The 25,973-nt window shown below is 71.3% G+C and carries 27 protein-coding genes and 1 pseudogene; 13 read left to right on the top strand and 15 right to left on the bottom strand.

What is annotated here, in order from left to right; genetic code table 11:
• Positions 1 to 136: 136 nt before the first annotated feature.
• From ABZU91_RS04085 to ABZU91_RS04065, 5 genes are all read right to left on the bottom strand, one after another.
• The gene (locus tag ABZU91_RS04085) at positions 137 to 544 is read right to left on the bottom strand and encodes a hotdog domain-containing protein (protein WP_355233664.1); all 408 of its coding nucleotides are present in this window, start codon (positions 542 to 544) and stop codon (positions 137 to 139) included.
• A complete protein-coding gene (locus ABZU91_RS04080; RefSeq protein ID WP_355233708.1) occupies positions 541 to 1,290 on the bottom strand; it encodes an OAM dimerization domain-containing protein in 750 nt (249 codons plus the stop codon). The genes ABZU91_RS04085 and ABZU91_RS04080 overlap by 4 nt, the downstream gene beginning before the upstream one ends.
• A 65-nt stretch (positions 1,291 to 1,355) precedes the next feature.
• On the bottom strand, positions 1,356 to 2,912 hold the full coding sequence (locus ABZU91_RS04075) for a lysine 5,6-aminomutase subunit alpha (protein ID WP_355233662.1): 1,557 nt from the start codon (positions 2,910 to 2,912) through the stop codon (positions 1,356 to 1,358).
• 22 nt (positions 2,913 to 2,934) lie between these two features.
• A complete protein-coding gene (locus ABZU91_RS04070; RefSeq protein ID WP_355233660.1) occupies positions 2,935 to 4,500 on the bottom strand; it encodes an amidohydrolase in 1,566 nt (521 codons plus the stop codon).
• A gap of 4 nt (positions 4,501 to 4,504) precedes the next feature.
• Entirely contained in the window at positions 4,505 to 5,554 is a 1,050-nt protein-coding gene (locus tag ABZU91_RS04065; RefSeq protein WP_355233706.1) for a zinc-binding alcohol dehydrogenase, read from the bottom strand.
• Positions 5,555 to 5,707: 153 nt separating this feature from the next.
• Between ABZU91_RS04065 and ABZU91_RS04060 the strand changes: the two genes are divergently transcribed.
• Positions 5,708 to 7,099 (top strand): lysine 2,3-aminomutase, encoded by a 1,392-nt coding sequence (locus ABZU91_RS04060; protein WP_355233658.1) that lies wholly within the window; start codon positions 5,708 to 5,710, stop codon positions 7,097 to 7,099.
• A gap of 25 nt (positions 7,100 to 7,124) precedes the next feature.
• On the opposite strand, the gene ABZU91_RS04055 is transcribed toward ABZU91_RS04060, so the two are convergent.
• The 3 genes from ABZU91_RS04055 to ABZU91_RS04045 form a co-directional block, all read right to left on the bottom strand.
• Complete coding sequence (locus tag ABZU91_RS04055) at positions 7,125 to 7,805, bottom strand: polysaccharide deacetylase family protein (protein ID WP_355233656.1); 681 nt, start codon at positions 7,803 to 7,805, stop codon at positions 7,125 to 7,127.
• Positions 7,806 to 8,256: 451 nt separating this feature from the next.
• Entirely contained in the window at positions 8,257 to 8,598 is a 342-nt protein-coding gene (locus ABZU91_RS04050; protein ID WP_355233654.1) for a YnfA family protein, read from the bottom strand.
• Between the two features lie 73 nt (positions 8,599 to 8,671).
• Positions 8,672 to 8,866, bottom strand: coding sequence for a CsbD family protein (locus ABZU91_RS04045; RefSeq protein ID WP_355233652.1), 195 nt, complete (start codon positions 8,864 to 8,866; stop codon positions 8,672 to 8,674).
• A gap of 156 nt (positions 8,867 to 9,022) precedes the next feature.
• On the opposite strand from ABZU91_RS04045, the gene ABZU91_RS04040 reads away from it, so the two are divergent.
• Positions 9,023 to 9,634 (top strand): histidine phosphatase family protein, encoded by a 612-nt coding sequence (locus ABZU91_RS04040; RefSeq protein ID WP_355233650.1) that lies wholly within the window; start codon positions 9,023 to 9,025, stop codon positions 9,632 to 9,634.
• Here ABZU91_RS04040 and ABZU91_RS04035 read toward each other — a convergent pair.
• The 3 genes from ABZU91_RS04035 to ABZU91_RS04025 all read right to left on the bottom strand — a co-directional run bounded on the left by ABZU91_RS04035 (position 9,564) and on the right by ABZU91_RS04025 (position 12,412).
• On the bottom strand, positions 9,564 to 10,070 hold the full coding sequence (locus ABZU91_RS04035) for an Lrp/AsnC family transcriptional regulator (protein ID WP_355233648.1): 507 nt from the start codon (positions 10,068 to 10,070) through the stop codon (positions 9,564 to 9,566). The genes ABZU91_RS04040 and ABZU91_RS04035 overlap by 71 nt on opposite strands.
• A gap of 93 nt (positions 10,071 to 10,163) precedes the next feature.
• On the bottom strand, positions 10,164 to 11,306 hold the full coding sequence (locus tag ABZU91_RS04030) for an acyl-CoA dehydrogenase family protein (RefSeq protein WP_355233646.1): 1,143 nt from the start codon (positions 11,304 to 11,306) through the stop codon (positions 10,164 to 10,166).
• On the bottom strand, positions 11,303 to 12,412 hold the full coding sequence (locus ABZU91_RS04025) for a Xaa-Pro peptidase family protein (protein WP_355233644.1): 1,110 nt from the start codon (positions 12,410 to 12,412) through the stop codon (positions 11,303 to 11,305). The genes ABZU91_RS04030 and ABZU91_RS04025 overlap by 4 nt, the downstream gene beginning before the upstream one ends.
• A gap of 201 nt (positions 12,413 to 12,613) precedes the next feature.
• Between ABZU91_RS04025 and ABZU91_RS04020 the strand changes: the two genes are divergently transcribed.
• A complete protein-coding gene (locus tag ABZU91_RS04020) occupies positions 12,614 to 13,984 on the top strand; it encodes a glycosyl hydrolase family 18 protein (RefSeq protein WP_355233641.1) in 1,371 nt (456 codons plus the stop codon).
• 40 nt (positions 13,985 to 14,024) lie between these two features.
• Here ABZU91_RS04020 and ABZU91_RS04015 read toward each other — a convergent pair whose 3' ends face one another.
• Positions 14,025 to 14,912, bottom strand: a complete 888-nt coding sequence (locus tag ABZU91_RS04015) for a winged helix-turn-helix transcriptional regulator (RefSeq protein WP_355233639.1) — start codon at positions 14,910 to 14,912, stop codon at positions 14,025 to 14,027.
• A gap of 175 nt (positions 14,913 to 15,087) precedes the next feature.
• On the opposite strand from ABZU91_RS04015, the pseudogene ABZU91_RS04010 reads away from it, so the two are divergent.
• The 6 genes and pseudogenes from ABZU91_RS04010 to ABZU91_RS03985 all read left to right on the top strand — a co-directional run bounded on the left by ABZU91_RS04010 (position 15,088) and on the right by ABZU91_RS03985 (position 19,454).
• Positions 15,088 to 16,289: pseudogene (locus tag ABZU91_RS04010) on the top strand (MFS transporter).
• Positions 16,290 to 16,425: 136 nt separating this feature from the next.
• On the top strand, positions 16,426 to 16,653 hold the full coding sequence (locus ABZU91_RS04005; protein WP_355233637.1) for a hypothetical protein: 228 nt from the start codon (positions 16,426 to 16,428) through the stop codon (positions 16,651 to 16,653).
• Between the two features lie 59 nt (positions 16,654 to 16,712).
• Entirely contained in the window at positions 16,713 to 17,642 is a 930-nt protein-coding gene (locus ABZU91_RS04000; RefSeq protein WP_355233635.1) for a 5'-3' exonuclease, read from the top strand.
• Between the two features lie 84 nt (positions 17,643 to 17,726).
• A complete protein-coding gene (locus ABZU91_RS03995) occupies positions 17,727 to 18,461 on the top strand; it encodes a DUF1963 domain-containing protein (protein WP_355233633.1) in 735 nt (244 codons plus the stop codon).
• Positions 18,462 to 18,648: 187 nt separating this feature from the next.
• Entirely contained in the window at positions 18,649 to 19,107 is a 459-nt protein-coding gene (locus tag ABZU91_RS03990; RefSeq protein WP_355233631.1) for an SRPBCC domain-containing protein, read from the top strand.
• Entirely contained in the window at positions 19,104 to 19,454 is a 351-nt protein-coding gene (locus tag ABZU91_RS03985; RefSeq protein ID WP_355233629.1) for a metalloregulator ArsR/SmtB family transcription factor, read from the top strand. Before ABZU91_RS03990 ends, ABZU91_RS03985 begins: the two co-directional genes overlap by 4 nt.
• Before the next feature lie 53 nt (positions 19,455 to 19,507).
• Here the strand turns inward: ABZU91_RS03985 and ABZU91_RS03980 are convergent, their stop codons facing one another.
• The 3 genes from ABZU91_RS03980 to ABZU91_RS03970 all read right to left on the bottom strand — a co-directional run bounded on the left by ABZU91_RS03980 (position 19,508) and on the right by ABZU91_RS03970 (position 21,517).
• A complete protein-coding gene (locus ABZU91_RS03980) occupies positions 19,508 to 19,810 on the bottom strand; it encodes a GNAT family N-acetyltransferase (protein ID WP_355233627.1) in 303 nt (100 codons plus the stop codon).
• An 84-nt stretch (positions 19,811 to 19,894) separates the two neighbouring features.
• The gene (locus ABZU91_RS03975) at positions 19,895 to 20,164 is read right to left on the bottom strand and encodes a GlsB/YeaQ/YmgE family stress response membrane protein (protein ID WP_355233625.1); all 270 of its coding nucleotides are present in this window, start codon (positions 20,162 to 20,164) and stop codon (positions 19,895 to 19,897) included.
• 180 nt (positions 20,165 to 20,344) lie between these two features.
• The gene (locus tag ABZU91_RS03970) at positions 20,345 to 21,517 is read right to left on the bottom strand and encodes a beta-propeller fold lactonase family protein (RefSeq protein ID WP_355233623.1); all 1,173 of its coding nucleotides are present in this window, start codon (positions 21,515 to 21,517) and stop codon (positions 20,345 to 20,347) included.
• Between the two features lie 229 nt (positions 21,518 to 21,746).
• Here ABZU91_RS03970 and ABZU91_RS03965 point away from each other — a divergent pair, with 229 nt between their 5' ends.
• The 4 genes from ABZU91_RS03965 to ABZU91_RS03950 all read left to right on the top strand — a co-directional run bounded on the left by ABZU91_RS03965 (position 21,747) and on the right by ABZU91_RS03950 (position 25,654).
• Positions 21,747 to 21,872, top strand: a complete 126-nt coding sequence (locus ABZU91_RS03965) for a hypothetical protein (RefSeq protein WP_355233621.1) — start codon at positions 21,747 to 21,749, stop codon at positions 21,870 to 21,872.
• A gap of 63 nt (positions 21,873 to 21,935) precedes the next feature.
• Positions 21,936 to 22,319, top strand: a complete 384-nt coding sequence (locus ABZU91_RS03960; protein ID WP_355233619.1) for an MmcQ/YjbR family DNA-binding protein — start codon at positions 21,936 to 21,938, stop codon at positions 22,317 to 22,319.
• 175 nt (positions 22,320 to 22,494) lie between these two features.
• Positions 22,495 to 25,422, top strand: coding sequence for a glycosyl hydrolase (locus ABZU91_RS03955; protein WP_355233617.1), 2,928 nt, complete (start codon positions 22,495 to 22,497; stop codon positions 25,420 to 25,422).
• A gap of 70 nt (positions 25,423 to 25,492) precedes the next feature.
• Positions 25,493 to 25,654 (top strand): hypothetical protein, encoded by a 162-nt coding sequence (locus tag ABZU91_RS03950; protein ID WP_355233616.1) that lies wholly within the window; start codon positions 25,493 to 25,495, stop codon positions 25,652 to 25,654.
• Positions 25,655 to 25,973 lie beyond the last annotated feature (319 nt).

Here is a 25,973-nt window from a genome sequence, read left to right as displayed (position 1 = left end):
CGCTCGCAACCCCGGCTCACTCCTCGCGACTCACTGTGTCTGCCCTGTTCGCGACTGCGGGGCTCGCAACCCCGGCTCACTCCTCGCGACTCACTGTGTCTGCCCTGTTCGCGACTGCGGGGCTCGCAACCCCGGCTCACTCCTCGCGACTCACTGTCCCGGCGGGTACGACCACGGTGCCGGTCGCGGTGACCGCCACGATCGGCGGGTCGAGGACCTCGGCGGCGGACTCAGAGCGGTCCGGGCGGCCCCGGCACACCACCGCGCAGCTCAGCTCCAGGGTGCGGCTGCGACTGCCCACCCGCGACACCTGCGCCGTCACCTCGACCACGTCACCGGCGCGGATGGGCGCGGTGAACCGCACGTCGGAGTACCCGGCGAACAGGCCCTCGTCGCCGTCGGTGCGGATGCACACCTCCGTGGCGACGTCACCGAACAGTCCCAGGGCGTACGCGCCGTCGACGAGGTTGCCCGCGTAGTGGGCGTGCGCGTAGGGCACGTACCGCCGGTGCGTCACCGTCAACCCGAGCCGTGCGTCGGTCATGCGTTCGCCTTCCGTTGCGTGATCAGGGCGTGCACCAGATAGCTGGCCACCTCGCCGGGGGTGGTGCCCCGACCGAAGATCCGGTCGACGCCCAACTCGTCGGTCATCGTCTCGTCGAAGCGGGGACCGCCGACGATCAGCAGCGGCCGTCTGCCCGCCGGCATGGCCTCCCGGAAGGCCGCCGACATCTCCCGCGTGTTGTGCAGGTGCGCGTCGCGTTGCGTGACGACCTGCGACACCAGCACCGCGTCGGCCTTCTCCGCCCGGGCGGCCTCCACCAGCTCCGGCACGCTGACCTGCGCGCCCATGTTGGTGACCTTCAGCTCCCGGTAGTACTCCAGGCCCTTCTCCCCCGCGATGCCCTTGACGTTGAGGATCGCGTCGATACCCACGGTGTGGGCGTCCGTGCCGATGCACGCGCCCACCACGGACAGCTTGCGCCGCAGCCGCTGCTTGATCACCGTGTTGACGTCCTTGGCCGACAGCAACGCGAAGTCCCGCTCCACCACCTGCACCGCGTCCAGGTCGACCAGGTGGTTGACCCGCCCGTACACGACGAAGAACGTGAACCCGTCGCCCATCGGTTTGGCGTGCACCACCATCGCCGGGTCGATGCCCATCCTGTTCGCCAACTGCACCGCCGCGCCCTCGGCCCGCTTGTCGTGCGACACCGGCAGGGTGAACGACACCTGCACCATCCCGTCACCGGTGGTGTCCCCGTACGGGCGCACGATCTGCTTGCTCACGCCACCGCTTCGCGGCGGTGTGAGCGTCGGGCTGCTGTGCTGGCCGGTTCGCTCGCTACGCTCGCTCACGCCGCCTCCAGGATGTCCGTGGCCGGGTTGTAGTAGTCGGCCTCGTGCGCGGCGACCCCGTCGCGGCCCTTGCCCCGGTCCGCGGGCCGCTTCATGATCCCGAACGTGCCCTCGGCGATCGCCGTCAGCAGCGTCTGCTCCCCGATGCGCTCCAGCAGATCCAGGGCCTCACCGAGCACCTGGTTGGCGCGGCGACGGATGAACCCGCCCGCCGCCGGCACGAAGTCCTCGTGCAACCCACCGGCCGCGCCCAGCACGTACCGCACGTTCTGCAGGGCGATGTCCCGGTCGGACAGCCACGGCGTCACCACCGCCTCGGTCATCATCCCCACCAGCAGGATGCCCTGACCGGTCAGCGCGCCCGCCAGGTTGAAGAACCCGTCGAGCAGATTGCCCCGGAACACGTCACCGGTCATGTGCTTCGTCGGCGGCATCCACTTCAGCGGCGCGTCCGGGAACAACTCCCGCGCCAGCAGGGCGTGCGCCAGCTCCAGGCGGAACGACTCGGGCACCTCCGGGTTGATCTCGAACGCGTGCCCCAGACCCAACTGCCAGTCCGCCAGGCCCGCCTCGTGCGCGAAGAACTCGTTGAGCAACTGCGACACCGTCACCGTGTGCGCCTCGTCCACGGCGTCCGCGGTGGTCAGGTAGTTGTCCTCACCGGTGTTGATGATGATCCCCGCCCGGGCGTGGACCTGCCGGGAGAACCGCTGGTCCACGAACGTGCGCACCGGGTTGATGTCGCGGAACAGGATCCCGTACATCGAGTCGTTGAGCATCATGTCGAGGCGTTCCAGCCCGGCCAGGGTCGCCATCTCCGGCATGCACAACCCCGACGCGTAGTTGGTCAACCGCACGTACCGGCCCAACTCCTTCGACGAGTCGTCCAACGCCGCCCGCATCAGGCGGAAGTTCTCCTGCGTGGCGTACGTGCCGGCGAACCCCTCGCGCGTCGCGCCCTCGGGCACGTAGTCCAGCAGCGACTGCCCCGTCGAGCGGATCACCGCGATCACGTCCGCTCCCGCGCGCGCCGCCGCCTGCGCCTGCGGAATGTCCTCGTAGATGTCCCCGGTCGCCACGATCAGGTAGATCCACGGCCGCTGCTTCGGATCACCGTGCCGCTTGACGAGCCGGTCCCGCTCGGCACGCCGCCGGTCGATCCGCCGGATACCCGCCCCGACGGCCCTGCGCGCCGCCGACCGGGCCGTCGTCGCCGCCCGCCCCGACGGCACACCGAACCGCACCGACCCGGCAGCGGCCTTCTGCGCCAGCAACGTCACGTCGGTGCTGCCCTGGCGGACCAGCGCGTCGAACACCGGCACCGCCACCCCGTGACCCAGACCCACGTCCGCGACGACCGCGTCGACCAGCCGGTTCACCCACGGAATGCCCTCCGGGTCGGCGCCGGTCACCCCGGCCAGCCGCAACACCGCACGCTCCACCGACACCGTCGTGTGACTGCGCGCCAGGTCGACCACCGGCTGACCGGCCCGACGCGCCAACTCCCGCGCCCGCGCCACCAACACCGGATCAAGATCAAGCTTGCCGGTCACGCCACACCGCTCATCTGCTCGCTCACGACGACCCTTCCTCGTAAATGACCTCGCCGCGCAGCACCAGCCGCCGACACACCGGCAGCGGCGTCGGATCGTCCGGCCCCCGCAACTCCGGATCCTCCGCCAGCAGCACCGGCAGGCCCCGCTCCACGCCCGCCGACGTCGACCACACCGCGAACGTCGCCGGCGCACCCAACGCGAGAACACCCTCGACGTCCAGGTGCACCGCCCGCCACCCACCCCGGGTGTGCGCCGCGAACGCCGCCCGCACACTCATCCGCTGCGCCGGGTTGTGATGCGCCGCCGCCGCCCGCACCGACCCCCACGGGTCCAGCGGCGTCACCGGCGAATCCGACCCGAACGCCAACGCCACACCCACACCGTGCATCGCGCCCATCGGGTTCGACTCCAACGACCGGTCGAGACCCAGCCGCGCCTCGTACATCCGACCCGCGCCGCCCCACAACCTGTCGAACGCCGGCTGCATGCTCGCCACGATCCCGTACTCCACGAACCGCGCGATCATCCGCTTGTTCAGGATCTCCGCGTGCTCGATGCGGTGCCGGGCCGCCCGCAGCCGCTCCACACCCAGCGTCGCCGCCGCCGCCGCGAAACCGTCCAGGACCGTGCCGATCGCCGCGTCACCGATCGCGTGGAACCCGCCCTGCATCCCGTGCGCCGCGCAGTCCACCAGGTGATCACGCACCTGCTCGACCGACAGGTAGCCGTGCCCGCACCCCTCGCCGTCGCCGTACGGCTGCGACACATGCGCCGTGCGCGAACCCAACGCCCCATCGGCGAACAGATCCCCGCCGGCGCCCACCGCGCCCAACTCCCGGGCCCGCGCCGCGCCACCCAACTCACCCCAGTACCCGTACACCTCGGGCACCCCCGCCCCCGAGATGCCCAGCAGACCGGTGAAGTCCTCCTCGTCGGAAATCTCCGGACCGCCACACTCGTGCACCGCCGCGATGCCCAGCGACGCCGCGTGCGCGAGCGCCACCCGCTGCGCCGCCACCCGCTGCGCCCGCGTCACCGACCCCTGCGCCGCCGCCCGCACCACGTGGTGGGCGTCGCGGCGCAGCCAACCCGAAGGGTCGTAACCCGCCACGTCCACCACCTGCGGACACGCCGCCAGCAACGCCGACGACACCAACGCCGAATGGATGGACGCCTGCGACAGGTACACCCGCCGGCTGCCCGCCGCCCGGTCCAACGACGCCGCGTCCGGCAACGTCGCATCCGACCAACCCGATTCGTCCCAGCCGTGCCCCAGCACCACCGCGTCCGCCGGCAGACCCGCCGCGAACCCCGCCACCGCGTCCAGCAACTCCCCCGCCGAACGCACTCCGGACAACTCCAGCCCGGACAACGCCAACCCGGTGTCCGTGGCGTGCACGTGCGCGTCCACGAACGCCGGCGTCACCAGCGCTCCGGCCAGGTCCACCACCCGGTCGGCCGACGGCGCGTCACCGTCGGTGCCCAACCAGGTGATCCGCCCACCGGACACCAGCAGCGCGGTCGCGCTCGGGTCGGCCGGACAGTGCAGCACGCCGCCGCGATACAACGTCGAGGGGTTCGTCATGACCTCAGTCTGCCGCCACCCGCGCCGCGAACAGCCGACGCACCCCCGGCTCGCCGCGCAGCAACCCCAACGCCAACTCGGCGTGCCCCGGCACGTACCCGTTGCCCACCAGCATCGTCACGTCCGCCGCCAGCCCCTCTGCACCCAACGCCGCCGCCGAGAAGCTCGTCGCCATCGAGAAGAAGATCACCGTGCCGCCGTCCGCCGTCGCCAGGACCGCCCCGTGCTCACAGCCCGGCACGTCCACGCAGACCACCGTCACATCCGCCGGCGTCCCCAACGCCGTGGTCACCGCCGTGGACAACCCCACCGGATCACGCGCGTCGGCCAACGCCACCACCGACGCCAGCCCGGCCGCCGTCAGCGCGTCGCGCTCCGCCGCCACCGGAACCACCCCGACGGTACGAGCCGCCCCCGCCCGCCGCGCCGCCGCGAGCGACAGCGACCCGCTCTTGCCCGCACCACCGATCACGGCCACGCTCACCGGCGTCGGATCGCCCGCACGCCGGCGCTCCTCGACGTAACGCGACACCACCCGCGCCGTCAGCGCCGGCGCCCCACACACGTCCAGCACCGCGAGAGACAGCTGCGGGTCCTCGTCCTCGGGCAGCACCGCGGCGATCGACCGCGCGAACAGGATCGCCCAACCGTCACACGGCACCTGCTCGCTGCGCCCGTCCCAGCGCGCCAACCCATCGGTGATCACCAGCGGCGTCAGCGTCAACGACACCAGCGTGGCGACCCGCTCCCCCGCCTTCAACCCCAGCGGGGAACGCCGACCCGCCTCCTCGACGGTGCCGATCAGCATGCCCCCGGAGCCGGTCACCGGGTTCTGCATCTTGCCCCGCGTAGAGATGATCTCCAGCACCTCGGCGCGGACCGCGTCACCGTCACCGCCGTGCTTCTCCGACAACTGCCGAAAACTCGCCGCGTCCAGGTTCAACCGCTGCACCCGGATACGCACCTCGTTCGGCGCGATCGCCGCCGACGCGTCCAGGCGCCACGCCGCCTGCGGCAGCACCCCCGCCGGTTGCACGACGCGGTGCAGACCCACCGGTGACGTCACGCCGACCTCCCCTACCCAGCCGCTCGAAGCCCCGGCCAGGGCTCGCGTAACGGGAAAACTTACGGCAGACTAATTTCTTCGCCGGATATTTTCCAGTAGCCTTCGAGCTTCGATGATCCACCGCACCACCGAGGAGGGGCCGTGACCCAGACCATCCCGCAACCCCGTCACGCCCCGGTCGCCACACCGACCGCCGGGCAGCCGTACGAATACCACCGCCGCCCCCTGGTCGAACCCGACTGGACCCGCTTCCCCGGCTGGCGCACCGTCACCCGCGACCAGTGGGAATCCGCCCAGTGGCAGCGCGTCAACTGCGTCAAGAACGTCAAGCAGCTCCGCGCCGTCTTCGGCGACCTCATCGACGACAGCTTCTACACCGACCTCGAAGCCGACCAGAAGACCCTGGCCACCATGTCCATGCTGGTGCCGCCACAAATGATCAACACGATGGTGCCGTTCGCGCCGCTGACCACCGAAGCGCTGCTCGCCGACCCCATCCGCCGATACATGATCCCGGTCGCCTCCGACCGACGCACCGACTGGCCCTCACACCCCTACGCCAGCCGCGACAGCCTCCACGAGCACGACATGTGGGTCGCCGAAGGCCTCACCCACCGCTACCCCACCAAAGTCCTCGCCGAACTGCTCTCCACCTGCCCCCAGTACTGCGGGCACTGCACCCGGATGGACCTCGTCGGCAACTCCACCCCCGCCGTCGACAAACTCAAACTCACCCTCAAGCCCGTCGACCGCTACGACGCCCACATCGCCTACCTCAAGGCCCACCCCGGCGTCCGCGACGTGGTCGTCTCCGGCGGCGACGTCGCCAACGTCCCCTGGCGCAACCTCGAGTCGTACCTCATGCGGCTGCTGGAACTCGAGACGGTCCGCGACATCCGGCTCGCCACCAAGGCCCTCATGGGCCTCCCCCAGCACTGGCTGCAACCCGACGTCGTCGAGGGCCTGGAACGCGTCGCCCGCACCGCCGCCCGACGCGGCGTCAACCTCGCCATCCACACCCACGTCAACCACGCCCAGTCACTGACCCCACTGGTCGCCAAGGCCGCCCAGACCGCCCTCGACGTCGGCGTCCGCGACGTCCGCAACCAGGGCGTGCTCATGCGCGGCGTCAACGCCACCACCCCGGAACTGCTCGACCTCTGCTTCGCACTCCAAGGCGAGGCCGGGATCCTGCCGTACTACTTCTACATGTGCGACATGATCCCCAACGCCGAACACTGGCGCGTCCCCGTCTGGCACGCCCAGCAACTCCAGCACGACATCATGGGCTACCTGCCCGGCTACGCCACCCCGCGGATCGTCTGCGACGTCCCCTTCGTCGGCAAGCGCTGGGTCCACATGCTCACCGACTACGACCGTGAGCGCGGCATCTCCTACTGGACCAAGAACTACCGCACCTCCATCGAGTCCGCCGACCTGGAGGCGCTCAACAAGCGCTACGCCTACTACGACCCGATCGACACCCTGCCCGCCGACGGCCAGCAGTGGTGGACCGACCACCGCGACGACTGACGCACCGAAGGTGTTGGCCGCCCACTCAACCGGCGGCCAGCACCTCCGACAACGGCGCCGGCGTCAATCCGCGCTCGCGTAATCCGGCGAGGATGTGCGGCAACGCCTCGTCGGTCATCGCCGCGTTCGCCTCGGTCACATGCATGATCACCACCGAGCCGGGACGGACGTGGTCCAGCACGGCCCGCACCAGCGGCTTCCACGCCTTCGCGAACGGATCACCGCTGATCACGTCCCCGTCCACCACCGTCACACCCAACGGCGCGAGGGCGTCCAACGCCGCCGCGTCGTGGCAGAGGCCCGGAAAGCGGAAGTACCGGGTCTGCCGACCCCCGTACGGCGCGATCACCTCGAACGTCTTCGCCACGTCGTCGGCCAGCTCGCCGACCGGCAGCCGGGGCAGGTCGTAGCAGTGCGCGGTGAACGCCGCGTGCCCGTAGGTGTGGTTCGCCAACTCGAAGCGCGGATTGCCGGCGATCCGCCGGGTCACCTCCGGGTACCGCTGCACCCACTTGCCGGTCAGGAAGAACGTCGCCGGCACCTGCTCCCGCTCCAGCAGGTCGAGAATGCGCAGGTTGGCGTACGACCGCACCCTCCCACTGCGCAGATTGGCCAGCATGCCGTCGGTCATGTCCGCGTCGAACGTCAACGCGACCCGGTCACCGGTCCGCGGGCCGTGGTCCACCACCGGCGCGCGGACTCCCACAGTCGACGCCCCGGGGACGTCCGGAACCCCCGATGTCGGAGTCCCCGGTGCCGGCGCGGCCGTCGGCGGAACCGTGGACCGGGGAACCGCGGCCGTCGGAAGATCTGTCGGTGCGGCGGAGGGGGCCACAGGCGGGGCCGGCGACGCCGAGGGCGTGGCGGGCGAGCCGACGAACACCGGCCGCTCCGGTGACGGCACCCGAGACGCCGTACAGCCGCCAACGCCAGGCGAGGCCACCACAACCAGTACGCCACACCAGAAGAGGCGAAGCCGGGATCCGATCACGAGCCGCATCATCGCAGAAGCGAGTACCCCTCACCGCCCCATCCACCTCGCGCCGATCTTGCACTTTCGGTCGCCGGAATGAGCGAGATACCCCTTATGCCACAACAGAAAGTGCAAGATCGGCGCACCGCTCGATGATCGACGGCACAGGGAGCGGGGCGGGGGCTCAGGCGGAACCTCCGCGCGGGGCGTACATGATGACCGCGACGCCCAGCAGGCACAGCGCGGCGCCGGCCAGGTCCCAGCGGTCCGGCCGGAAACCGTCCACCACCATCGCCCAGCCCAGCGAACCGGCCACGAACACCCCGCCGTACGCGGCCAGGATGCGGCCGAAGTTCGCGTCCGGCTGGAACGTGGCCACGAAGCCGTAACAGCCCAACGCGACCACCCCAGCGGCGATCCACCACAGGCCGCGCTGCTCCCGCCACCCCTGCCAGACCAGCCAGGCGCCCCCGATCTCGGCCAGGGCGGCCAGCGCGAACAACACCAGGGAACGAAGCACGGTCACCGGGCGACGATAGCCGCCGTACGCGACGGGTCCCCGGGTGCGTCGTCGCCCGGGGACCCGTGGACCGCTGAGGTCACTTGTTGAAAGCGTCCTTGATCTTGCTGCCGGCATCCTTCATGTTCTGACCGGCCTGCTTGGCGCGCGCGTCACCCTGCTCGCTGGCGCCGTCGCCACGCATCGACTCGTTGTCGGTCATGTCGCCGATGCGCTCCCGCGCGGCGCCGGCCACCTGCTCGACCTTGTTCTTTGCCTTCTCGGTGAAGCTCATCGCGCCTCCTCGGTCTGGCGGTTGTCGCCGTTCGCTTGCCCGGTCTCCCGGTGCCGAAACCGGCGGTGCGGGTCGGCACACCCCGTAAGGCGTCCTAGGAAGATAGGTTGAGGGAGGGCGGCCCGGGCATCGCCCACACGATGGTTAACTGGCCGCATGGGAGAGCTCCTGCTGATCCGGCACGGCGAGACCACCTGGAGCGCCAGCCTGCGGCACACCTCGTACACCGATCTGGAGCTGACCCCCGACGGGGAGCGACAGGCCCGCACCCTCGCGGCGTTCCTCGCCGGCCGACGGTTCGCCACCGTGCTGTCCAGCCCCCGCTCCCGTGCGCTGCGCACCGCGCAGCTGGCCGGGCTCACCGTCGACGCGGTCGACGAGGACCTCAGCGAGTGGAACTACGGCGAGTACGAGGGCCGCACCACCGTCGACATCCACGAGGACGACCCGCACTGGAACATCTGGACCGACGGCTGCCCCGGCGGGGAGTCACCCGCCCAGGTGGGCGAACGACTCGACCGGGTGCTGGCCCGGGTCACCCCGATGCTCGACCGCGGCACCGTGGCACTGGTCGGCCACGCGCACAGCCTGCGGGTGCTCGGCGCCCGCTGGATCGGTCTCCCCCCGTCCGCCGGCGGACGGCTGCGCCTGGAGACCGCTACGGTCAGCGCGCTCGGTCACGAACACGGCCGGCAGGTCATCCTGCGGTGGAACCAGCCGGCTCCTCCGGCGCCCGGGACCGCGACCGACCAGGCACCCCGCCACTGATCTTCGGAGGGCGGTTCTCGTACGGCGTGGACAACACCACAGTCGTCCGCGTCGTCACGTTCGCCGACGTGCGGATCTCCTGAAGAACCCGCTCCAGGTCGGCCGGACTGGCCACCCGCACCAGCAGCAGGTAGAAGTCCTCCCCCGCCACCGAGTAGCACGAGTCGATCTCCGGTAGGTGCGCCAGCCGCTCCGGCGCGTCGTCCGGCTGCGACGGGTCGAACGGCCGGATCGCCACGAACGCGGTCAGCGGCAGGTCCAGCGCCTCGAACGACACCCGGGCCGCGTACCCCTTGAGCACCCCGCGCTGCTCCAGCCGGCGCACCCGCTGGTGCACGGCGGACACCGACAGCCCCACCTTCTCGGCCAGGTCGGTGTACGACAGACGGCCGTCAGCGGTCAGCGCGGCGACGATGGCGCGGTCGATCTCCTCCACGGCGAGCAACCTACCGGGAAATCGGCGCGACGGCGACGAGGAAGCGCGACGGCGGGTACGGCGACAAGCGCGCCGCACCCGCCCCGCGCCTGCTCAGCCCTTGGCGAGCGCCCGGGAGATCACCAGCCGCTGGATCTGGTTGGTGCCCTCCACGATCTGCAGCACCTTGGCCTCGCGCATGTACCGCTCGACCGGGTGGTCGGCCACGTAACCGGCGCCGCCGAGCACCTGCACGGCGTCGGTGGTCACCCGCATGGCCATGTCGGTGGCGAACAGCTTCGCCTTCGCCGCCTCGATCGAGTACGCCCGCCCGGCGTCGCGCAGCCGCGCCGCCGCCAGCGTCAACGCGCGGGCGGCGGAGATCTGGGTGGCCGCGTCGGCGAGCAGGAAGCCGAGCCCCTGGAAGTCGATGATGGACCGGCCGAACTGCTGCCGCTCCCGGGCGTACCCGACCGCGTAGTCCAGCGCCCCCTGGGCGAGCCCGACCGCGCAGGCGGCGATGCCGAGCCGGCCCGAGTCCAGCGCGGACATCGCGATGGTGAAGCCCGCGCCCTCGCCACCGACCAGCCGGTCGGCCGGCACCCGCGCCCCGTCGAAGGCGATCTGCGCCACCGGCGAGGAGCGCAGCCCCATGGTCCGCTCGGCGGCCTGCGGCGCGATGCCGGCGGTGCCCGCGTCGGCGACCAGGCAGGAGATGCCCTTCGGGCCGGCTCCGCCGGTACGGCAGAAGATGTTGTAGAAGTCGGCGCTGTGCGCGTGGGTGATCCACGCCTTCGTGCCGGAGACGACGTACGCGTCGCCGTCGCGGACCGCCCGGGTGCTCAGCGCCGCCGCGTCCGAGCCACCCTGCGGCTCGGAGAGGCAGTACGCGCCGAGCAGGTCGCCGCCGAGCATGTCCGGCAGCAGCTTGCGCTGCTCGTCGGTGCCGAACGCGGCCACCGGGTAGCAGCTCAGGGTGTGCACGCTGACGGCCTCGGCGACCGCGAGCCACCGGCTGGCCAGGATCTCCAGCACCTGCAGGTACACCTCGTACGGCTGCGCCGCGCCGCCGTACTCCTCCGCGTACGGCAGGCCGAGCAGGCCGGCCCGGCCGATCGTGCGCAGCACCTCGCGGGGGAACTCGGCGCGTTCCTCGAAGCCGGCGGCCTTGGGCGCGAGCTCACGGTCGGCAAGCTCGGTGGCGAGGTCCAGCAGGTCGTGGGCCTCGTCGGTGGGGAGGATCCGGTCGACAGTCATAGCGCGATGAGCTCCGTGGGGGTGGTGTTGAGCCGCTGCACGCCGTCCGTCGTGCAGACGACGATGTCCTCGATGCGGGCGCCGTGCCGGCCCGCCAGGTAGATGCCCGGCTCGATGGAGAACGCCATCCCGGCCTCCAGCGGTCGGCCGTTGCCGGCCACCAGGTAGGGCTCCTCGTGACCGTCCAGGCCGATGCCGTGCCCGGTGCGGTGCAGGAACGCGTCGCCGTAGCCGGCGGCGGCGATCGGCGTCCGGGCCGCCGCGTCGGCCGCCTCCGCGCTGATGCCGGGGCGTACCGCCGCCACCGCCGCGCTCTGGGCGGCGTGCAGCACCGCGTAGTACTCCACGAACTCGGCCGGCGCGGGCCCGCCCGCGACATAGGTGCGGGTGCAGTCCGAGCGGTAGCCCGACGGCATGGTGCCGCCGATGTCGACCACCACCGGCTCGCCGACGCCGATCGGCCGGTCCGAGGTGCCGTGGTGCGGGCTCGCCCCGTTCGGGCCGGCGGCCACGATGACGAAATCGACGCTGACGTGGCCGGCGGCCCGGATCGCGGTCGCGATGTCGGCGGCCACCTCGACCTCGGTGCGGCCGGGACGCAGCCACTCACCCATGCGCAGGTGCACCTCGTCGATCGCCGCGCCGGCCTCGGCGAGCGCCGCCACCTCGGCCGGGGATTTGCGGATTCGCAGCTCGCGCAGCACCTCGCCGGCGAGCCGCTGCGCGGCCTCGGGCAGGGCCGCGCGCAGGGCGAGGACCTGCTCGGCCCACATCCGGTCGGCGAGCCCGACGGCCGCCGCCGGGCCGTCGAGGGCGGCGACGACCAGGGGGTACGGGTCGACGCCGTCGAGATGGTCGACGATGCGCAGCCCGGTGGTGGTCGCCGCCTCGGCGGCCGGACGCTCCAGCCGGGGCACGATCAGAGTCGGCGCGCCCTCGGCGGGCAGCACCAGGCAGGTGAGCCGCTCCCCCGCGTGGGCGTCGTAGCCGGTCAGGTAGCGCAGGTCGGAGCCGGGGGTGAGCAGCAGCGCGTCCAGGCCGGCATCGGCGGTGGCGCGCTGCGCGGCGATCAGCCGGTCCGGCGGGTACAGCTCGTCGGTTGCCACCCCGCCAGCTTAACGGTCGTTTGGGCATCCCCAGAAGCCACGTAGGTCGCACGACGAAAATCCACCGGCGTTGATTGACGTCGACAGTTAACACTCTTTAAGATTTGGCTGCCTCGAGGCCCACCCGTTCCTGCTCCCCCATGTCCCGCCCGCGAAACCCTGCGTGGGCGGGTGTAGTCCCCCGCCCACGGGAAGGCCCCCATGTCCTCACCACTGCGCCGCGTCCTCAGCGCCGGCCTGCTAGCCCTGGCCACCGCCGCCACCACCGTCGCCCTGGTCCCCACCGCCGCGCAGGCCGTGGTGCTGCCGAACGGCTTCAAGAGCGTCGGCTACATGCCCTCGTGGGCTGGGAACGTCAACACGATCCAGTACAACAAGCTCACCCACATCAACTACGCCTTCGTGCTGCCCAACAACGACGGCAGCCTGCGCGCCCTGGACAACCCCAGCAAGCTCTCCTCGCTGGTCTCGCAGGCGCACGCCAACAACGTCAAGGTCTCCATCGCCGTCGGCGGCTGGAACGACGGCAACGACTCGGCGTTCGAGGCCCTCGCGGCCAACTCCAGCAGCCGGACGGCGTTCGTCAACAACCTGGTCAACCTCGTCAACCAGTACAACCTCGACGGTGTCGACATGGACTGGGAGTACCCGGACCCGGGCGCCTCGGCCAACAACTACACCCAGGTCATGACCCAGCTCGGCAGCGCCATGCACAGCCGGGGCAAGCTGCTCACCGCGGCCGTCGTCTCCGAGGGCTACTACCTCGACGGCATCCAGACCGCGGTGTTCAACCAGGTCGACTGGTTCAACATCATGGCGTACGACGGCGGCAGCCCGCACTCCAACTACGACTGGTCGATCAACAGCATCAACCTGTGGAAGAACCGCGGACTGCCGGCCAGCAAGGCCGTCCTCGGCATTCCCTTCTACAGCCGTCCCGGCTACTACACGTACTCGGCGCTCGTCGCCCTGGACCCGGCCAACGCCAACCGGGACTGCACCACGGCCGGCGGCGCGCAGCAGTGCTACAACGGCATCCCGACCGTCAAGCGCAAGACGCAGTGGGCCCTGGCCAACGCCGGCGGCGTGATGAACTGGGAGCTGTCGCAGGACACCACCGGCTCCACCTCGCTGGTGAGCGCCATGTACGACACCATCATGGGCGGCACCACCCCGCCGCCGTCGGGTCGCACCGGCCGGATCACCGGCCTCGGCGGCAAGTGCGTCGACGTGGCCTCCGCGAGCACCGCCAACGGCGCCGCAGTCCAGCTCTGGACCTGCAACGGCACCACCGCGCAGACCTGGACCGTCGCCACCGACGGCACGCTGCGCGCCCTCGGCAAGTGCGCCGACATCACGAGCGGCTCCACCGCCAACGGCGCCAAGGTGCAGATGTACGACTGCAACGGCAGCGGCGCCCAGGTGTGGCAGGCACAGTCCAACGGCACGCTGCGCAACCCGCAGTCCAACAAGTGCCTCGACGTCACCGACAACACCTCGGCCGACGGCGCCCGCCTGCAGATCTGGGAGTGCTTCGCCGGCGCCAACCAGCGCTGGACCCTCCCGGCCTGACCTGACCCGTACGCCGCGATCCCCGGTCGACGCCCCCGCGTCAGCCGGGGATCGTCGCGTGGTCGCTGGCCAGAGCCAGCATCTCGTCGACCGATCCGGCCGGATCGGTGACGGGGAACTGCACCGCCCGCACCACCGACGTCGGGTCGACCAGCATCGTCAGTCTCTTGAACCGGGTCACCCCGCCGGCCCGGAAGGTGGGCAACAGCAGCCCCGCGGCGAGTCGACCGTCCTGGTCGGACAGCAGCGGGAACGGCAGCCGGGCGTACGCGCTGAAGTCGGCGAGCTGGTCCGGCCGCTGGGTGCTGATGCCGTACACCCGCGCCCCCGCCTCCCGGAACCTCGGATACCGGTCGGCGTAGGTGGTCGACTCCAGGGTGCAGCCCCGCGCGCCGGGGATGTCGGACCACCCCGGCGGATAGGCGTTGACTCCCGGTGCGTACGCGCCCGGGTAGAGGTAGAGCACGCTCCACGCGTCCGGCGTGGCCAGGGCGACCGGCTCACCGTCCGGCCCGGGCAGGGCGACCTCGGGCAGCCGCCGCCCGACGAGGTGGTGCACCCGCCGCGTCTCGGCCGATGCGTCGTCGGCGGTCGCGGTCAGCTCTCCGTCACCCATCAGATGCCTCGTTCCCCAGTCCTGCAGGGCGATCAGGACCGGCAGCAGGCCCTCACCCCTCGCGGTGAGCAGATAGTCGTGCCGGGGCGGGTGCGCCGAGTACGGGCGGCGTTCCAGCACGCCCTGCTCGACCAGGGCGGCGAGGCGTTCGGTCAGCGCCCGCCGACTGACGCCCAGTTCGCGCTGGAGCGCGTCGAAGCGGGTCGTGCCGCCGGCGACGTCGCGCACGATCAGGAACGTCCACCAGTCGCCCAGCACGCCGAGCGCCTGCGCGATGCCGCAGTCCGCGTCGGCGAGATCTTCTCGTCGCACCCGCTTCCTCCATCCGTCCTGACCCGACTATAGTCCGTTCCAGAATGGAACGCACTGGCACCGGGAACGCGACGGAGCCGCGGACACGCCGGCACGACGAACGGGGGTCGACGACTTGCACGTCGACGAACGGGCCGGGGTGTTCTGGCGCTGGTGGACCGCCGGCACGACCAGCATGGTCGGGTCGGCGGTCGGCGCGGTGGCTCTGCCGCTGACCGCGCTCACCGTCCTGGACGCCTCCGCGTTCCAGATGGGAGTGATCGCCGCCGCCAGCTACGTTGCCTGGCTCGTGATCGGCCTGCCCGCCGGCGTCATCGTGCAGCGCCTGCCGCTGCGCGGCGCGCAGGTGGGCGCGGACCTGGCCCGCGCCGTCGCCGTCGCGTCGATCCCGCTCGCGTGGTGGTGGGGACACCTCACCGTCACCCACCTGGTGGTCACCGCGCTCGTCGTCAGCTTCGCCAACGTGCTGTTCGACGTGGCCAACTCGACCTTCCTGCCCAGCATCGTCGAGCGCGAGCAGTTGCAGTCACGCAACAGCCTCACCTCGGCCACCCACGCCGCGACCCTGCTCAGCGGCCCCTCGCTCGGTGGCCTCGCCGTGCAGGCGCTCGGCGCGGTGCCCACCCTGCTCGTCGACTCGGTCAGCTACCTCGTCTCGGCGGCTCTGCTGCGTACCCTGCCCGCGCGCCGCGTCGACGCGCCCGCGCACTGGCCGCCGGTCGGTGAGCTGATCCGCGAAGGCTGGCGCTACGTCGCGTACCACCGGGTCATGGGCCCGAGCATGGGGCCGCGACGGCCATGAACTTCGTCTGCGGCGCGCAGTTCGCGCTGCACTCGCTCTACCTGGTCCGCGACCTGCACGCGCCGGCCGGCCTGGTCGGTGTCCTGCTCGCCGTCGAGGGTGTCGGCGCGCTCGTCGGGGCGGCCCTCACCACCCGTATCACCACGCGGCTCGGCAGCGCCCGCGCGCTGGTCGCCGCCGGGTTCACCACTGTCGCCGGAGCGTTCCTGATCCCCTCAGGCAACGGCTGGCTGGCGTACGTCGCCTTCGCCGCGGGCAGCGTCGTCTTCTCCCTCGGCACGGTCGTGCTGAGCGTGACCACCCGGACGTACCGGCAGATCGCCAGCCCACCCGAGCTGCTCTCCCGGGTGATGGCGACCGTGCGGTTCGTCTCCTGGGGCGCCATCCCGGTCGGCGGGCTGGTCGCCGGCGTGCTGGCCGGCCCGTTCGGTGCCCGCGCAACCCTGGTCGTCTTCGCCGCGACCCTGGTCTGCGCGCCCCTGGTGCTGCTGCTCTCGCCCATCCGGCACCTCCGCGACCTCAGCGACCACGACCGGGACGAGAGCCGGCGTCCCGTCGTCACCATCGGGGTCTGACCGCGGGCGGTCGGGTCCCCGGCGAGCACCCGGGTCGCGTCGCCGGCCGGCTCGGTGGTTTCCCGGTGGGGGCGGGGCGGGGACCCTAGCCTGGGATCGGGACGCCCGCACAGGTGGCCCGACCGGGAGGGCCGATGTGACACCGAACGACGCGAACCGGGTGGCGACCCGCCGTCGTCGCCAACTGTGGGCCGGGGTTCTCGCGCTCGTCGGCCTGGTCCTGCTGGTGATCGGGCTGACCGTGGCCGACGGCGTCGCCGCCTGGGTCGAGGTGCTCGTCGCGATCCTGCTGCTGGTGACCAGCTACGTCGTGCAGCACCTCGCCCGCCGCGACACCGTCTACCGGCACGACGAGCGGCGCTGACGCCGCCGGTCGGCCGGGCGTACCGCTGACCGTCGGAGGGCTGTGCCAGGCTGTCGGGCGTGGCACACCGATCCCCGATCCTGCTGATCGACGCACCCAGCCTCTACTTCCGGGCCTACTTCGGCATCCCGGAGTCCGCCGCGCGCACCGACGACGGCCAGCCCGTCAACGCGGTGCGCGGCTTCCTCGACATGCTCGCCACGCTCATCCGCGGCCGGGGCGCCGACCGGATGGTGTGCGCTCTGGACTACGACTGGCGGCCGGCGTGGCGGGTCGAGCTGCTGCCGTCGTACAAGGCGCACCGGGTTGCCCCGCAGGGCGGCGAGGTCGTCCCCGACACGCTCTCCCCGCAGGTGCCGATGATCCTGGAGGTCCTCGACGCGGTCGGCATCATCGCCGTCGGCGCCAACGGCTACGAGGCCGACGACGTGCTCGGCACGCTGTCGGTGACCCAGCCGGGTCCGGTCGAGGTGGTCTCCGGCGACCGGGACCTGTTCCAGCTCATCGACGACTCCCGGGACGTACGGCTGCTCTACGTCGGACGCGGCGTGGCCAAGCTCGACGACTGCGACGACGCGGCGGTCCGCGCCCGCTACGGGGTGCCCGCCGACCGGTACGCCGACTTCGCCGCCCTGCGCGGCGACCCCAGCGACGGGCTGCCCGGTGTGCCGGGCGTCGGCGAGAAGACCGCCGCGCGGCTCATCGAGCGGTACGGCAGCATCGACGGCATCCTGGCGGCGCTTGACGACTCCGACTCGTCCTTCGCGCCGGGCCTGCGCACCAAGCTGGCCGCCGCCCGTGACTACCTGGCCGTCGCGCCGACGGTGGTCCGGGTCGCCCTGGACGTGGCGCTGCCGGAGCTGCCCACCGCGCTACCCACGGCCCCCGCCGACCCGGAGCGGCTGCTCGACCTGGCCGGCCGGTGGAACCTGGCTGGCTCGGCCCGCCGCCTCGTGGACGCCCTGACCGCCCGCGCCGACGCCGCCTGAGGAACCGCGGCCCGGCGGGGCGTCGAACCCGCGTGGCGGTCGTGGCCCGATGTCCGTCGGATCTTTCCGGCACAATGCCCGGCCATGGATGTACGACAGGAGTTCCGGGGCGCAGCCCGGGAAGAGGGCGTGCCAGCGGACGAGATCGAGCGCTGGGTGCGGCTGGCCCGACCACAGACGGAACTGGTTCCGAAGGGCGACGGCCTGCCTGTGGTCGGTCGATTCGGCGGTCTCGCGGCGTTGCCGCAGGGCGAGGAGTGGCCGCCCGGGCAGTGTCTCGTGTTGACGCTCGACCTCGCCGCGCTCCCCTCGCACGGGCACGACCTCGACCTGCCGGCCGACGGGTCGCTGCTGTTCTTCGTCGAGCCGCGCTTCACGCCCACCCGGTGCCGGGTCGTCCATGTGCCGGCCGGCACTCCGGTGACCGAGCGCCCCACCCCCGAGGTGCCGGTCTTCGATCCGCTTCCGCTGCACGCTCGTGCCGGCTGGAGCCTTCCGGAGAACGAACGTGAGGCGCCGTTCGACCTTCGCCTGGACGACGAGGTCGAGGAGGCGATCGGCGAGGTGATGTGGTACCTCGAAGACAACGACTACGAGTTCTCCCTCGGCGGTTACGGCGCCGCCAGCACCGGCGGCGCGGACAACCCCATCCTCGACGCCACCGAGCACACCGTGCTGGCCACCGTCTGGTTGGACGAGGGGCAGGTGGGTGACGCGTTCGGGGAGACGCTGATCGTCGTCAACTTCATGATCAAGCATGCGGACCTGGCCGAGCGCGCCTTCGACCGGATCTGGCTGATGACGGACTTCAACGGCTGACGCGGTCAGGACTCGGCGTGTCCCCGAGGCCGTGTGTGGCAGCGCGACGGTCTCGGGGCGCCGAACGTGATCCGGATGGCGCTGTCGCGCCCCCGGATCCGCCGAGCTGACATGCAACAAAAGGTTGCACCTCGCCGTCGGCCCGGTGTACCGTGACGCAACCAAAGGTTGCGAAAGGGTGGTACGCATGGAGTACGGAGTCATCGAACGCGACATCGACGTCGACGCCTTACCCGAGGTGGTCTTCGAGGTGATCAGCCAGCCCGAGCACGTGCGGGAGTGGTGGCCCGACGACGCCCGGTTCGAACCGGTCCCGGGCGCTCCCGGCGAGCTGGTGTGGCGCGACGCCGAGACTGGCGCGACAACGACCGTCGACCTGGCCGTCGTCGACGTGGACCCGCCGAAGAGGTTCTCCTTCCGGTGGTGCTTCACCGAGCCCGAGCGCACGGGACAGTCGCTGCTGGTCACCTTCGACCTCACCGCGATCGCGACGGGAACCCGCGTCCGCATGACGGAGACCGGGTTCCGCGAGATGGGCTGGGAGGTGGCCCTGCTGGAGAGGCAGTACCAGGACCACGTCAGCGGATGGAACCACTACGTCCCGAACCTCGGCGCGTACGTCACCCGGCTGGTCGCCACGTCATGACCACTGCCGTCGACGACGCCCTGTGGTCGGCGATCGGCGACCCCATCCGGCGCAGCATGATCGACCTGCTGCTCGCCGGCGGGCCCGGCACCGCCACGTCGCTGAGCGAGCGACTACCCGTCACCCGCCAGGCCGTGTCGAAGCACCTGGCAGTCCTGGACCGGGTCGGCCTGATCACCTCCGCGCCGGCTGGCCGCGAGCGCCACTACCAGGTCGACGAGGCGCAGCTCGCGCGCGCGGTCGCCCAGCTGACCGCCGTCGGCGCGACCTGGGACGCGCGACTCCGCCGGATCAAGCGGATCGCCGAGACGATCGAACGTCACCGCACCGACAACCAGGGAGAGTGAGATGGTCGACATCCTGCACCGGGTCGGCGTCGCCGCGTGGCACCGAGCCGTCGCTACTTCACCTTCCGGGTGGACCGCACCACGATCTCCTCGTACTCCGGGTGCTTGACCAGCCACTCGGCGAGGAAGGGGCAGATCGGCACCACGGTGCGCCCCTTGGCCCGCGCGTCGTCCATGACCGCGCGGGCCAGGGTCGACCCGACACCCCGGCCCTCGTACGCCGGATCGACCTCGGTGTGGGTGTAGGCGATGATGCCGCCGGTCAGCTGGTAGGTCACGATCCCGGCGACCGCGCCCGTCTCGTCGCGCGCCTCGAACCGCTCCCGCGTCGGCGCGTCTGTCACGGTGAACTGCACCGGATCATCCAAGCACAGCGCCCGTGGCGACCAGTCGTCGCCACGGGCGCGTGGGGGCCGGCGGGCCCCCGGGAGCGCGGGATGTCAGGAGCGCCGACGGCCCAACACGGCGGCGGCGCCGGCCACACCGATCGCGGCGAACACGACCTGCAGGAGCAGCTCGATCCAGTCGATGCCGGCGGTCTCGTCGACGCCGAGTCCACCGGCGACGAGCGTGCCGAGGATCGCGGCGAGCACGCCGATCGCGAGGGTGAGCACGATCGAGATGTTCTGCTTGCCGGGCACCACGAGCCGGCCGAGAGCGCCAATGACCAGGCCGATGATGATCGCGGTGAAGAAGCCCTGGATTTCCACGGGGGCCGTCCCTTCCGAAGGTGTTGTCGTCAGCGACGTTCTCGTGCCCCGAGCCGGGCACCGCCGAAACCACCGGTCGGCGTCCCGGCCGATTTGTCATGCAGTTGTCATGATCGGGCCACCGGCGGACAGACGCTGGTCCCGGTCACAGGGGACCGGGACCAGCGGCAGGACGACCCGTCAGGAGGCGGCGATGCCCTCCATGCCGATGCCGTCGGTGAACTTCGGCAGGCCCTCGACGGTGGTGACGAGGCGCAGGGAGCCGTCGTCGTCCACCTCGTAGCCCTGCACGTTGCCGGCGGCGGCGTTCTGGACGTACAGGAAGCCGTCGCTGGTGGTCATGTCGATCGACCCGCCGCCGGTCTCGGCGGCGACGGCGTGGACGAGTTGCAGCTTGCCGTCGTCGTCCACCCGGTAGGCGCTGATCGTCGAGCTGCCGGCGTTCGCGACGTAGAAGTAGTCGCCGACCTGCTGGATCCAGCAGGTCGCCTGCTGTCCGTTCCCCACGGACGGCCCGACCTGGTCGAGGGCGCCGTCGTCGTCGAGGTCGAAGCGGCTGACCTCGTTGCTGCCGGATTCGGTGACCAGCACCGAGTCCTCGGTGTCGAAGGTAAAGCCGAAGGGCACGGACCCGGCGTCGCTGACGACCGGGTGGCGGGCGAGTTCGCCGTGGCGACCGATCTCGTAGCTGAACATGACGTTCGCCGCCTTGGTCGACACCAGCACGAACTCACGCTCCGGGTCGATCGTGATCTGCGCGGGGGCGGTCATGAACGCCGGCGGGTTGCCGTTGTGCAGGCCGAGCGACCGGTTCGAGTCGTGGATCGGCGACAGCCGCCCCTTGTGCAGCTCGAAGCCCTGCACCGAGCCCTCACCACCGGCGTTCAGCACGTAGACGAGGTTGCCGCGGGCGGTGACGCTGACCGGGAGCAGACCCCCGGACCAGATCACCTGCTCCTTGTGCAGCCGGGTGCCGTCGACGCGGAAGACGGTCACGGTGTTGCTGCCGGCGTTCACGGCGAACAGCAGCCCGCGGTGGTAGGTCAAGGACCCCTGCGACGCCAGCGCGTCGACCGGCGCGCCGATCGTGAAGCCGCCCAGGCCGCCGGTCTCGTACTCGCCCGCCTTGCTGAGGCGGCCGTCCTCGTCGCGGTCGTACACCTTGATGGTGTTGCCCTCGGCCTTGTTGGTCTGTACGAAGACCGCGCCCTCGCTGCCGTGGTGTCCCCCTCCCCCGCGGTCCTCGTGGCTGCCCTCCGGACCCCCGCCATCGGCCCACGCAGGCCCGGGGAGCGTGCCGACGCTGGTCAGACCCATCAGGAGGGCCGCCGCTAGCGCTACGCTGCGCTTCATCACTGACTCCTTAGCCGCATCTTGTAACGAATACGAGGTTTCCTCTCATTGGCAAGCTAACGGAGGATGAGGCCGCTTAGAGGGGTATTACCCGTAAGTGGCACTGCCGGGTGAAACGGCGGATTCGTGGTAGAGAGGGGCCTCCTGACCCTGCACGCACCCATCCACCCTTGCGGCCCCGCTGACCAGGCGTCGTCGGTGCGGTCCCCTGGACGGCGAGCGGGGACAGGTGGAGGTGGTACCGCCGCCGGATCTCGACCCCGCCCAGGCGACGGTGATCGGCTACGTCCAGCGCGAGGGCGACCGGGCCATCGTCGGGGCCACGGCCGTCGACCTGGCAACGGCGGCCGGCTGACGCCTGTCGGTCCCGGTGCGTAGTCTCGGCGCATGCGGATGGCGCGCGCGGTGCGGGGTCTCGGTGGCTGACGCCGACGACGTCCGCCGCCTGGCTCTGGCCCTGCCCCACACGGTCGAGATCGACAGCGAGGGCTTCGACTTCCGGGTGGCCGACAAGGGTTTCGCCTGGTCCTATCCGGAGCGCAGGCCGGGCAGGCCCCGCGTGATCCGCCGCGACATCGCGGTGCTGTTCGTCGGGGACGAGGCCGAGAAGCAGGCCCTGCTTCTCGGCGAACCCGACGTCTTCTTCACCACGCCCGGGTACGACGGCCTGCCGCTGGTGCTGCTGCGTCTGGCGGCGGTCGACGTCGACCGGCTCGCCGAGCTCGTGACCGATGCCTGGCGGATGCGCGCGCCGGAGGCGCTGCACGCCGACCTGGACGGGGTCGCCGTGACGGAGGGCTAGTCACCGCGATCAGTTCGCGACATCAGCACGCAACCGGACGGACACATTGACGGGGATCTGGACGGTCGATTACCGTGCCGCGTGAGAGAGCGCTCTCTCGATCGACCTTTTCCACAATTCAGACGCACGGCGCCGGGGCGGCACGATCCGCGCCCGGACCCGCGATGGAGGCACCATGAAACCTCCCGTCCCCCACCGCCGATGGGCGCTGGCAGCCGCCACCGTCCTGGCCCTGGTCGTCGGCGGCCTCACGATTCCCGTCACCCGCGCCGCCGAGGCCGCACCCGTCGGCGCCGGCAGCTACACCACCACCCCGGTCGGCGCGCTTCCCACCGGCTGCGGCCAGATGTCCAGCAACCCCCGGCAGTTCGCCACCGCCAACGCGCCCGCCGGCGCGGTGCCCACCAACGACTGGTGGTCCTCGCTGCTGTGGAAGCGTACCGACTGCTCCTTCAGTGAGCCCCTGCACGCCCACCCGACCTCCTACGACACGTTCACCGACGGTCTCGGCTTCTCCGCCAACTCCACGCCGGCCATCAGCGGCACCGCGACCGGCGTCGGCGAATACCACTACCCGTACGTGCAGGACATCCGCGTCGGCGTGGCTGGGCTCGCCGCCTCCCAGGTCAAGGTGGACGGCTGGACCGACTGGACGGTCAGCCCGTACTGGAGCGACGGCGCCCGCACCCTGCGCGCCACCATCGGCCACGGCCTGCCGTTCGCGTACTTCCAGGCCACCGGCGGCGACGCGGTGATCGGCACGTCCGGCACCTCCGAGGTGTGGTCCAACAGCGGCGCCACCATCGGCTTCCGGGTCAACGGCCACGACTACGTGGCGTACGCCCCGAGCGGCGCGAGCTGGACCGTCAGCGGTGGCCGCATCTCCTCCACCCTGGCCGGTCGCGGCTACTTCTCGGTGGCACTGCTGCCGCCGACGGCGAGCGCCAGCGAGCGCGCCGACCTGGCCGCGACCTACGGCCGGTACGCGCACGCCCACGTCACCGGCACCCGCGTCTCCTACGCCTACGACCCGTCGACCAACGGCCTGAGCACGACGTACGCCTTCACCACCACCGCCCGTGAGGGCAGCGCCGCGCAGACCGTGGTCAGCCTCTACCCGCACCAGTGGAAGTCGCTGTCCGGCTCGACCCCGATCACGCCGACCTACCCGTCGGCGCGGGGCAGGATGAAGGTCCTCACCGGGATCAGTCAGTTCCGGACCGCCATGACGTTCCAGGGCGTCCTGCCGGAGCTGCCGGCCGTCGGTGACGGCAGTGGCGCGGACCTGGCCACGCTGACCGGTCAGCTGACCGCCGTCCGGGGCAACCCGATGGACCAGCGCGGCAACGACACGTACTGGACCGGCAAGGGGCTCGGCCGGGCCGCCCGGATCGCCGAGATCGCCGACCTGGTCAACGACACCACCACCCGCGACAGCGCGCTGAACGCGATCCGCAGCACCCTCACCGACTGGTTCACCGCCTCCAGCGGCAAGACCAGCAAGGTCTTCTACTACGACGCCAACTGGGGCACCCTAATCGGCTATCCGGCGTCGTACGGCTCCGACCAGGAGCTCAACGACCACCACTTCCACTACGGCTACTACATCGCCGCCGCGGCGACGCTGGCCAAGTTCGACCCGTCGTGGGCCGCCAGCAGCCGCTACGGCGGCATGGTGGACCTGCTGATCCGCGACGCCAACAACTACCGGCGCGACGACACCCGCTTCCCGTACCTGCGCGACTTCGACATCTACGCCGGGCACGACTGGGCGTCCGGGCACGGGTCGTTCGGCTCCGGCAACAACCAGGAGTCGTCCTCCGAGGGGATGAACTTCGCCAACGCCCTGATCCAGTGGGGGCAGGTCACCGGCGACAGCGCCGTCCGCGACGCCGGCATCTTCCTCTACACCACGCAGGCCGCGGCCATCCAGGAGTACTGGTTCGACGTCAGCGACCAGAACTTCCCCGCCGCCTTCGGGCACTCCACGGTCGGCATGGTCTGGGGCGACGGTGGGGCGTACGCCACCTGGTTCAGCGGCGAGCCGGAGATGATCCAGGGCATCAACCTGCTGCCGGTCACCGGCGGGCACCTCTACCTGGGCGCCAACCCGGCGTACGTGCGCACCAACTACGCCGAGCTGGTCCGTAACAACGGTGGACCACCGACGGTGTGGCAGGACATCCTGTGGCAGTTCCAGGCCCTCGGCGACCCCGACGCGGCCCTGGCCAACCTGCGCGCCAACCCCGGCTACACCCCGGAGGAGGGCGAGAGCCGGGCGCACACCTTCCACTGGATCCGTAACCTCGCGGCGCTGGGCACCGTCGACACGTCGGTCAGCGCCAACCACCCACTCAGCGCGGTCTTCTCCCGCAACGGCGCGCGCACCTACGTGGCGTCGAACCCGACCGCGAGCCCGATCACCGTCACGTTCTCCAACGGCACGCGGCTCACCGTGGGGGCCGGGCGGACGGCCACCACCGGTGCGTACACCTGGAGCGGTGGCAACGCCTCCGGCGGCGTACCGCCGACGAGCACGCCGACCACCGCACCACCCACGACGGCACCGCCGACCACGGCGCCGCCCACGACGGCGCCGCCGACCACGGCACCGCCGACCACGCCGCCGCCCAGCTCGGGCTCGCCGACGCGGTACCTGCTCGCCGGTGGAGGGTTGGGCAACGCCGGCAGCGCGACCACGGCTACGGTCGCGGCCGCCAACGGAAACCACGACGGTACGCCGACGAACGCCCAGGTCTTCACCGCGACCGGCCTGAACCTCACGTACTCCGGGGCGCAGACCGCGTTCGACCTGTTCCTGGACGCCGGCACGGCGGTCGGCAACGGCACGCAGGTACGGGTCTCCTACGACCTGACCGGCAACGGCAGTTGGGACCGGACGGAGACCTGGCGCTACTTCGCCACCGACCCGGTCACCGGCTACGAGCACTACACCCAGAGCGCCGGCCTGGCCTCGGCCACCGGCACGTTGGGCACGTTGAGCAACGGCACGGTCCGGGTCGAGGTCTGGTCGGCCATCGGCAACAACCCCACCACCCTGGGCATCGGCAACCAGTCGGTGCTGCGCCTCCCGTACTCCTGATCCACCCGGACGCGCCCGCCGCCGGTCGCACCTCGACCGGCGGCGGGCGCTCGCCCGAACTGGCGACCGGGTGCGCGGCTGGCGACATCCGGCCGGGACGATCGCCACCACGGCGGGCGTGGCGCTGCTGGGCGGCGGCCTGTCGTTGCTCGACTCGACGGGCGCGCTGGCGCGCCTGGGAGGTTGGCTCGCCCACCTGATTGCGCCGACGGGCCAACGCGCCGACGGCTGAACGCCTCCCCCACCGGCGTACCCCAGCGCATCGAGGGTCGGCGTCACCTGCATCCGACGGATTCGTTTCCCGGGAATGAGGATTGCGAAATCGGCCAATCCCACCCACGGTGGACTGCGGGGATGCGGCCTTGCTCGGAGGGCACGGACCCGCAAGCCTCGGGCTGCAAGGTGCAACCAGCCAGGGACGACACCGTTCTGCAATACACAATTGTCGCGGTTCTTAGATAGATGAGCACCAATCTTGACTTGCGCATCAGGTCGGCGCACCGTGAAGAGCACGCGGCGGATGCCGACATTGTCGACCCACCATCAGTGAC

Source organism: Micromonospora sp. NPDC005174, assembly GCF_040608495.1.
GTDB lineage: Bacteria > Actinomycetota > Actinomycetes > Mycobacteriales > Micromonosporaceae > Micromonospora.
Note: the sequence above shows the minus strand (reverse complement) of the source record. Positions and strands in the feature narration are given on the sequence as shown.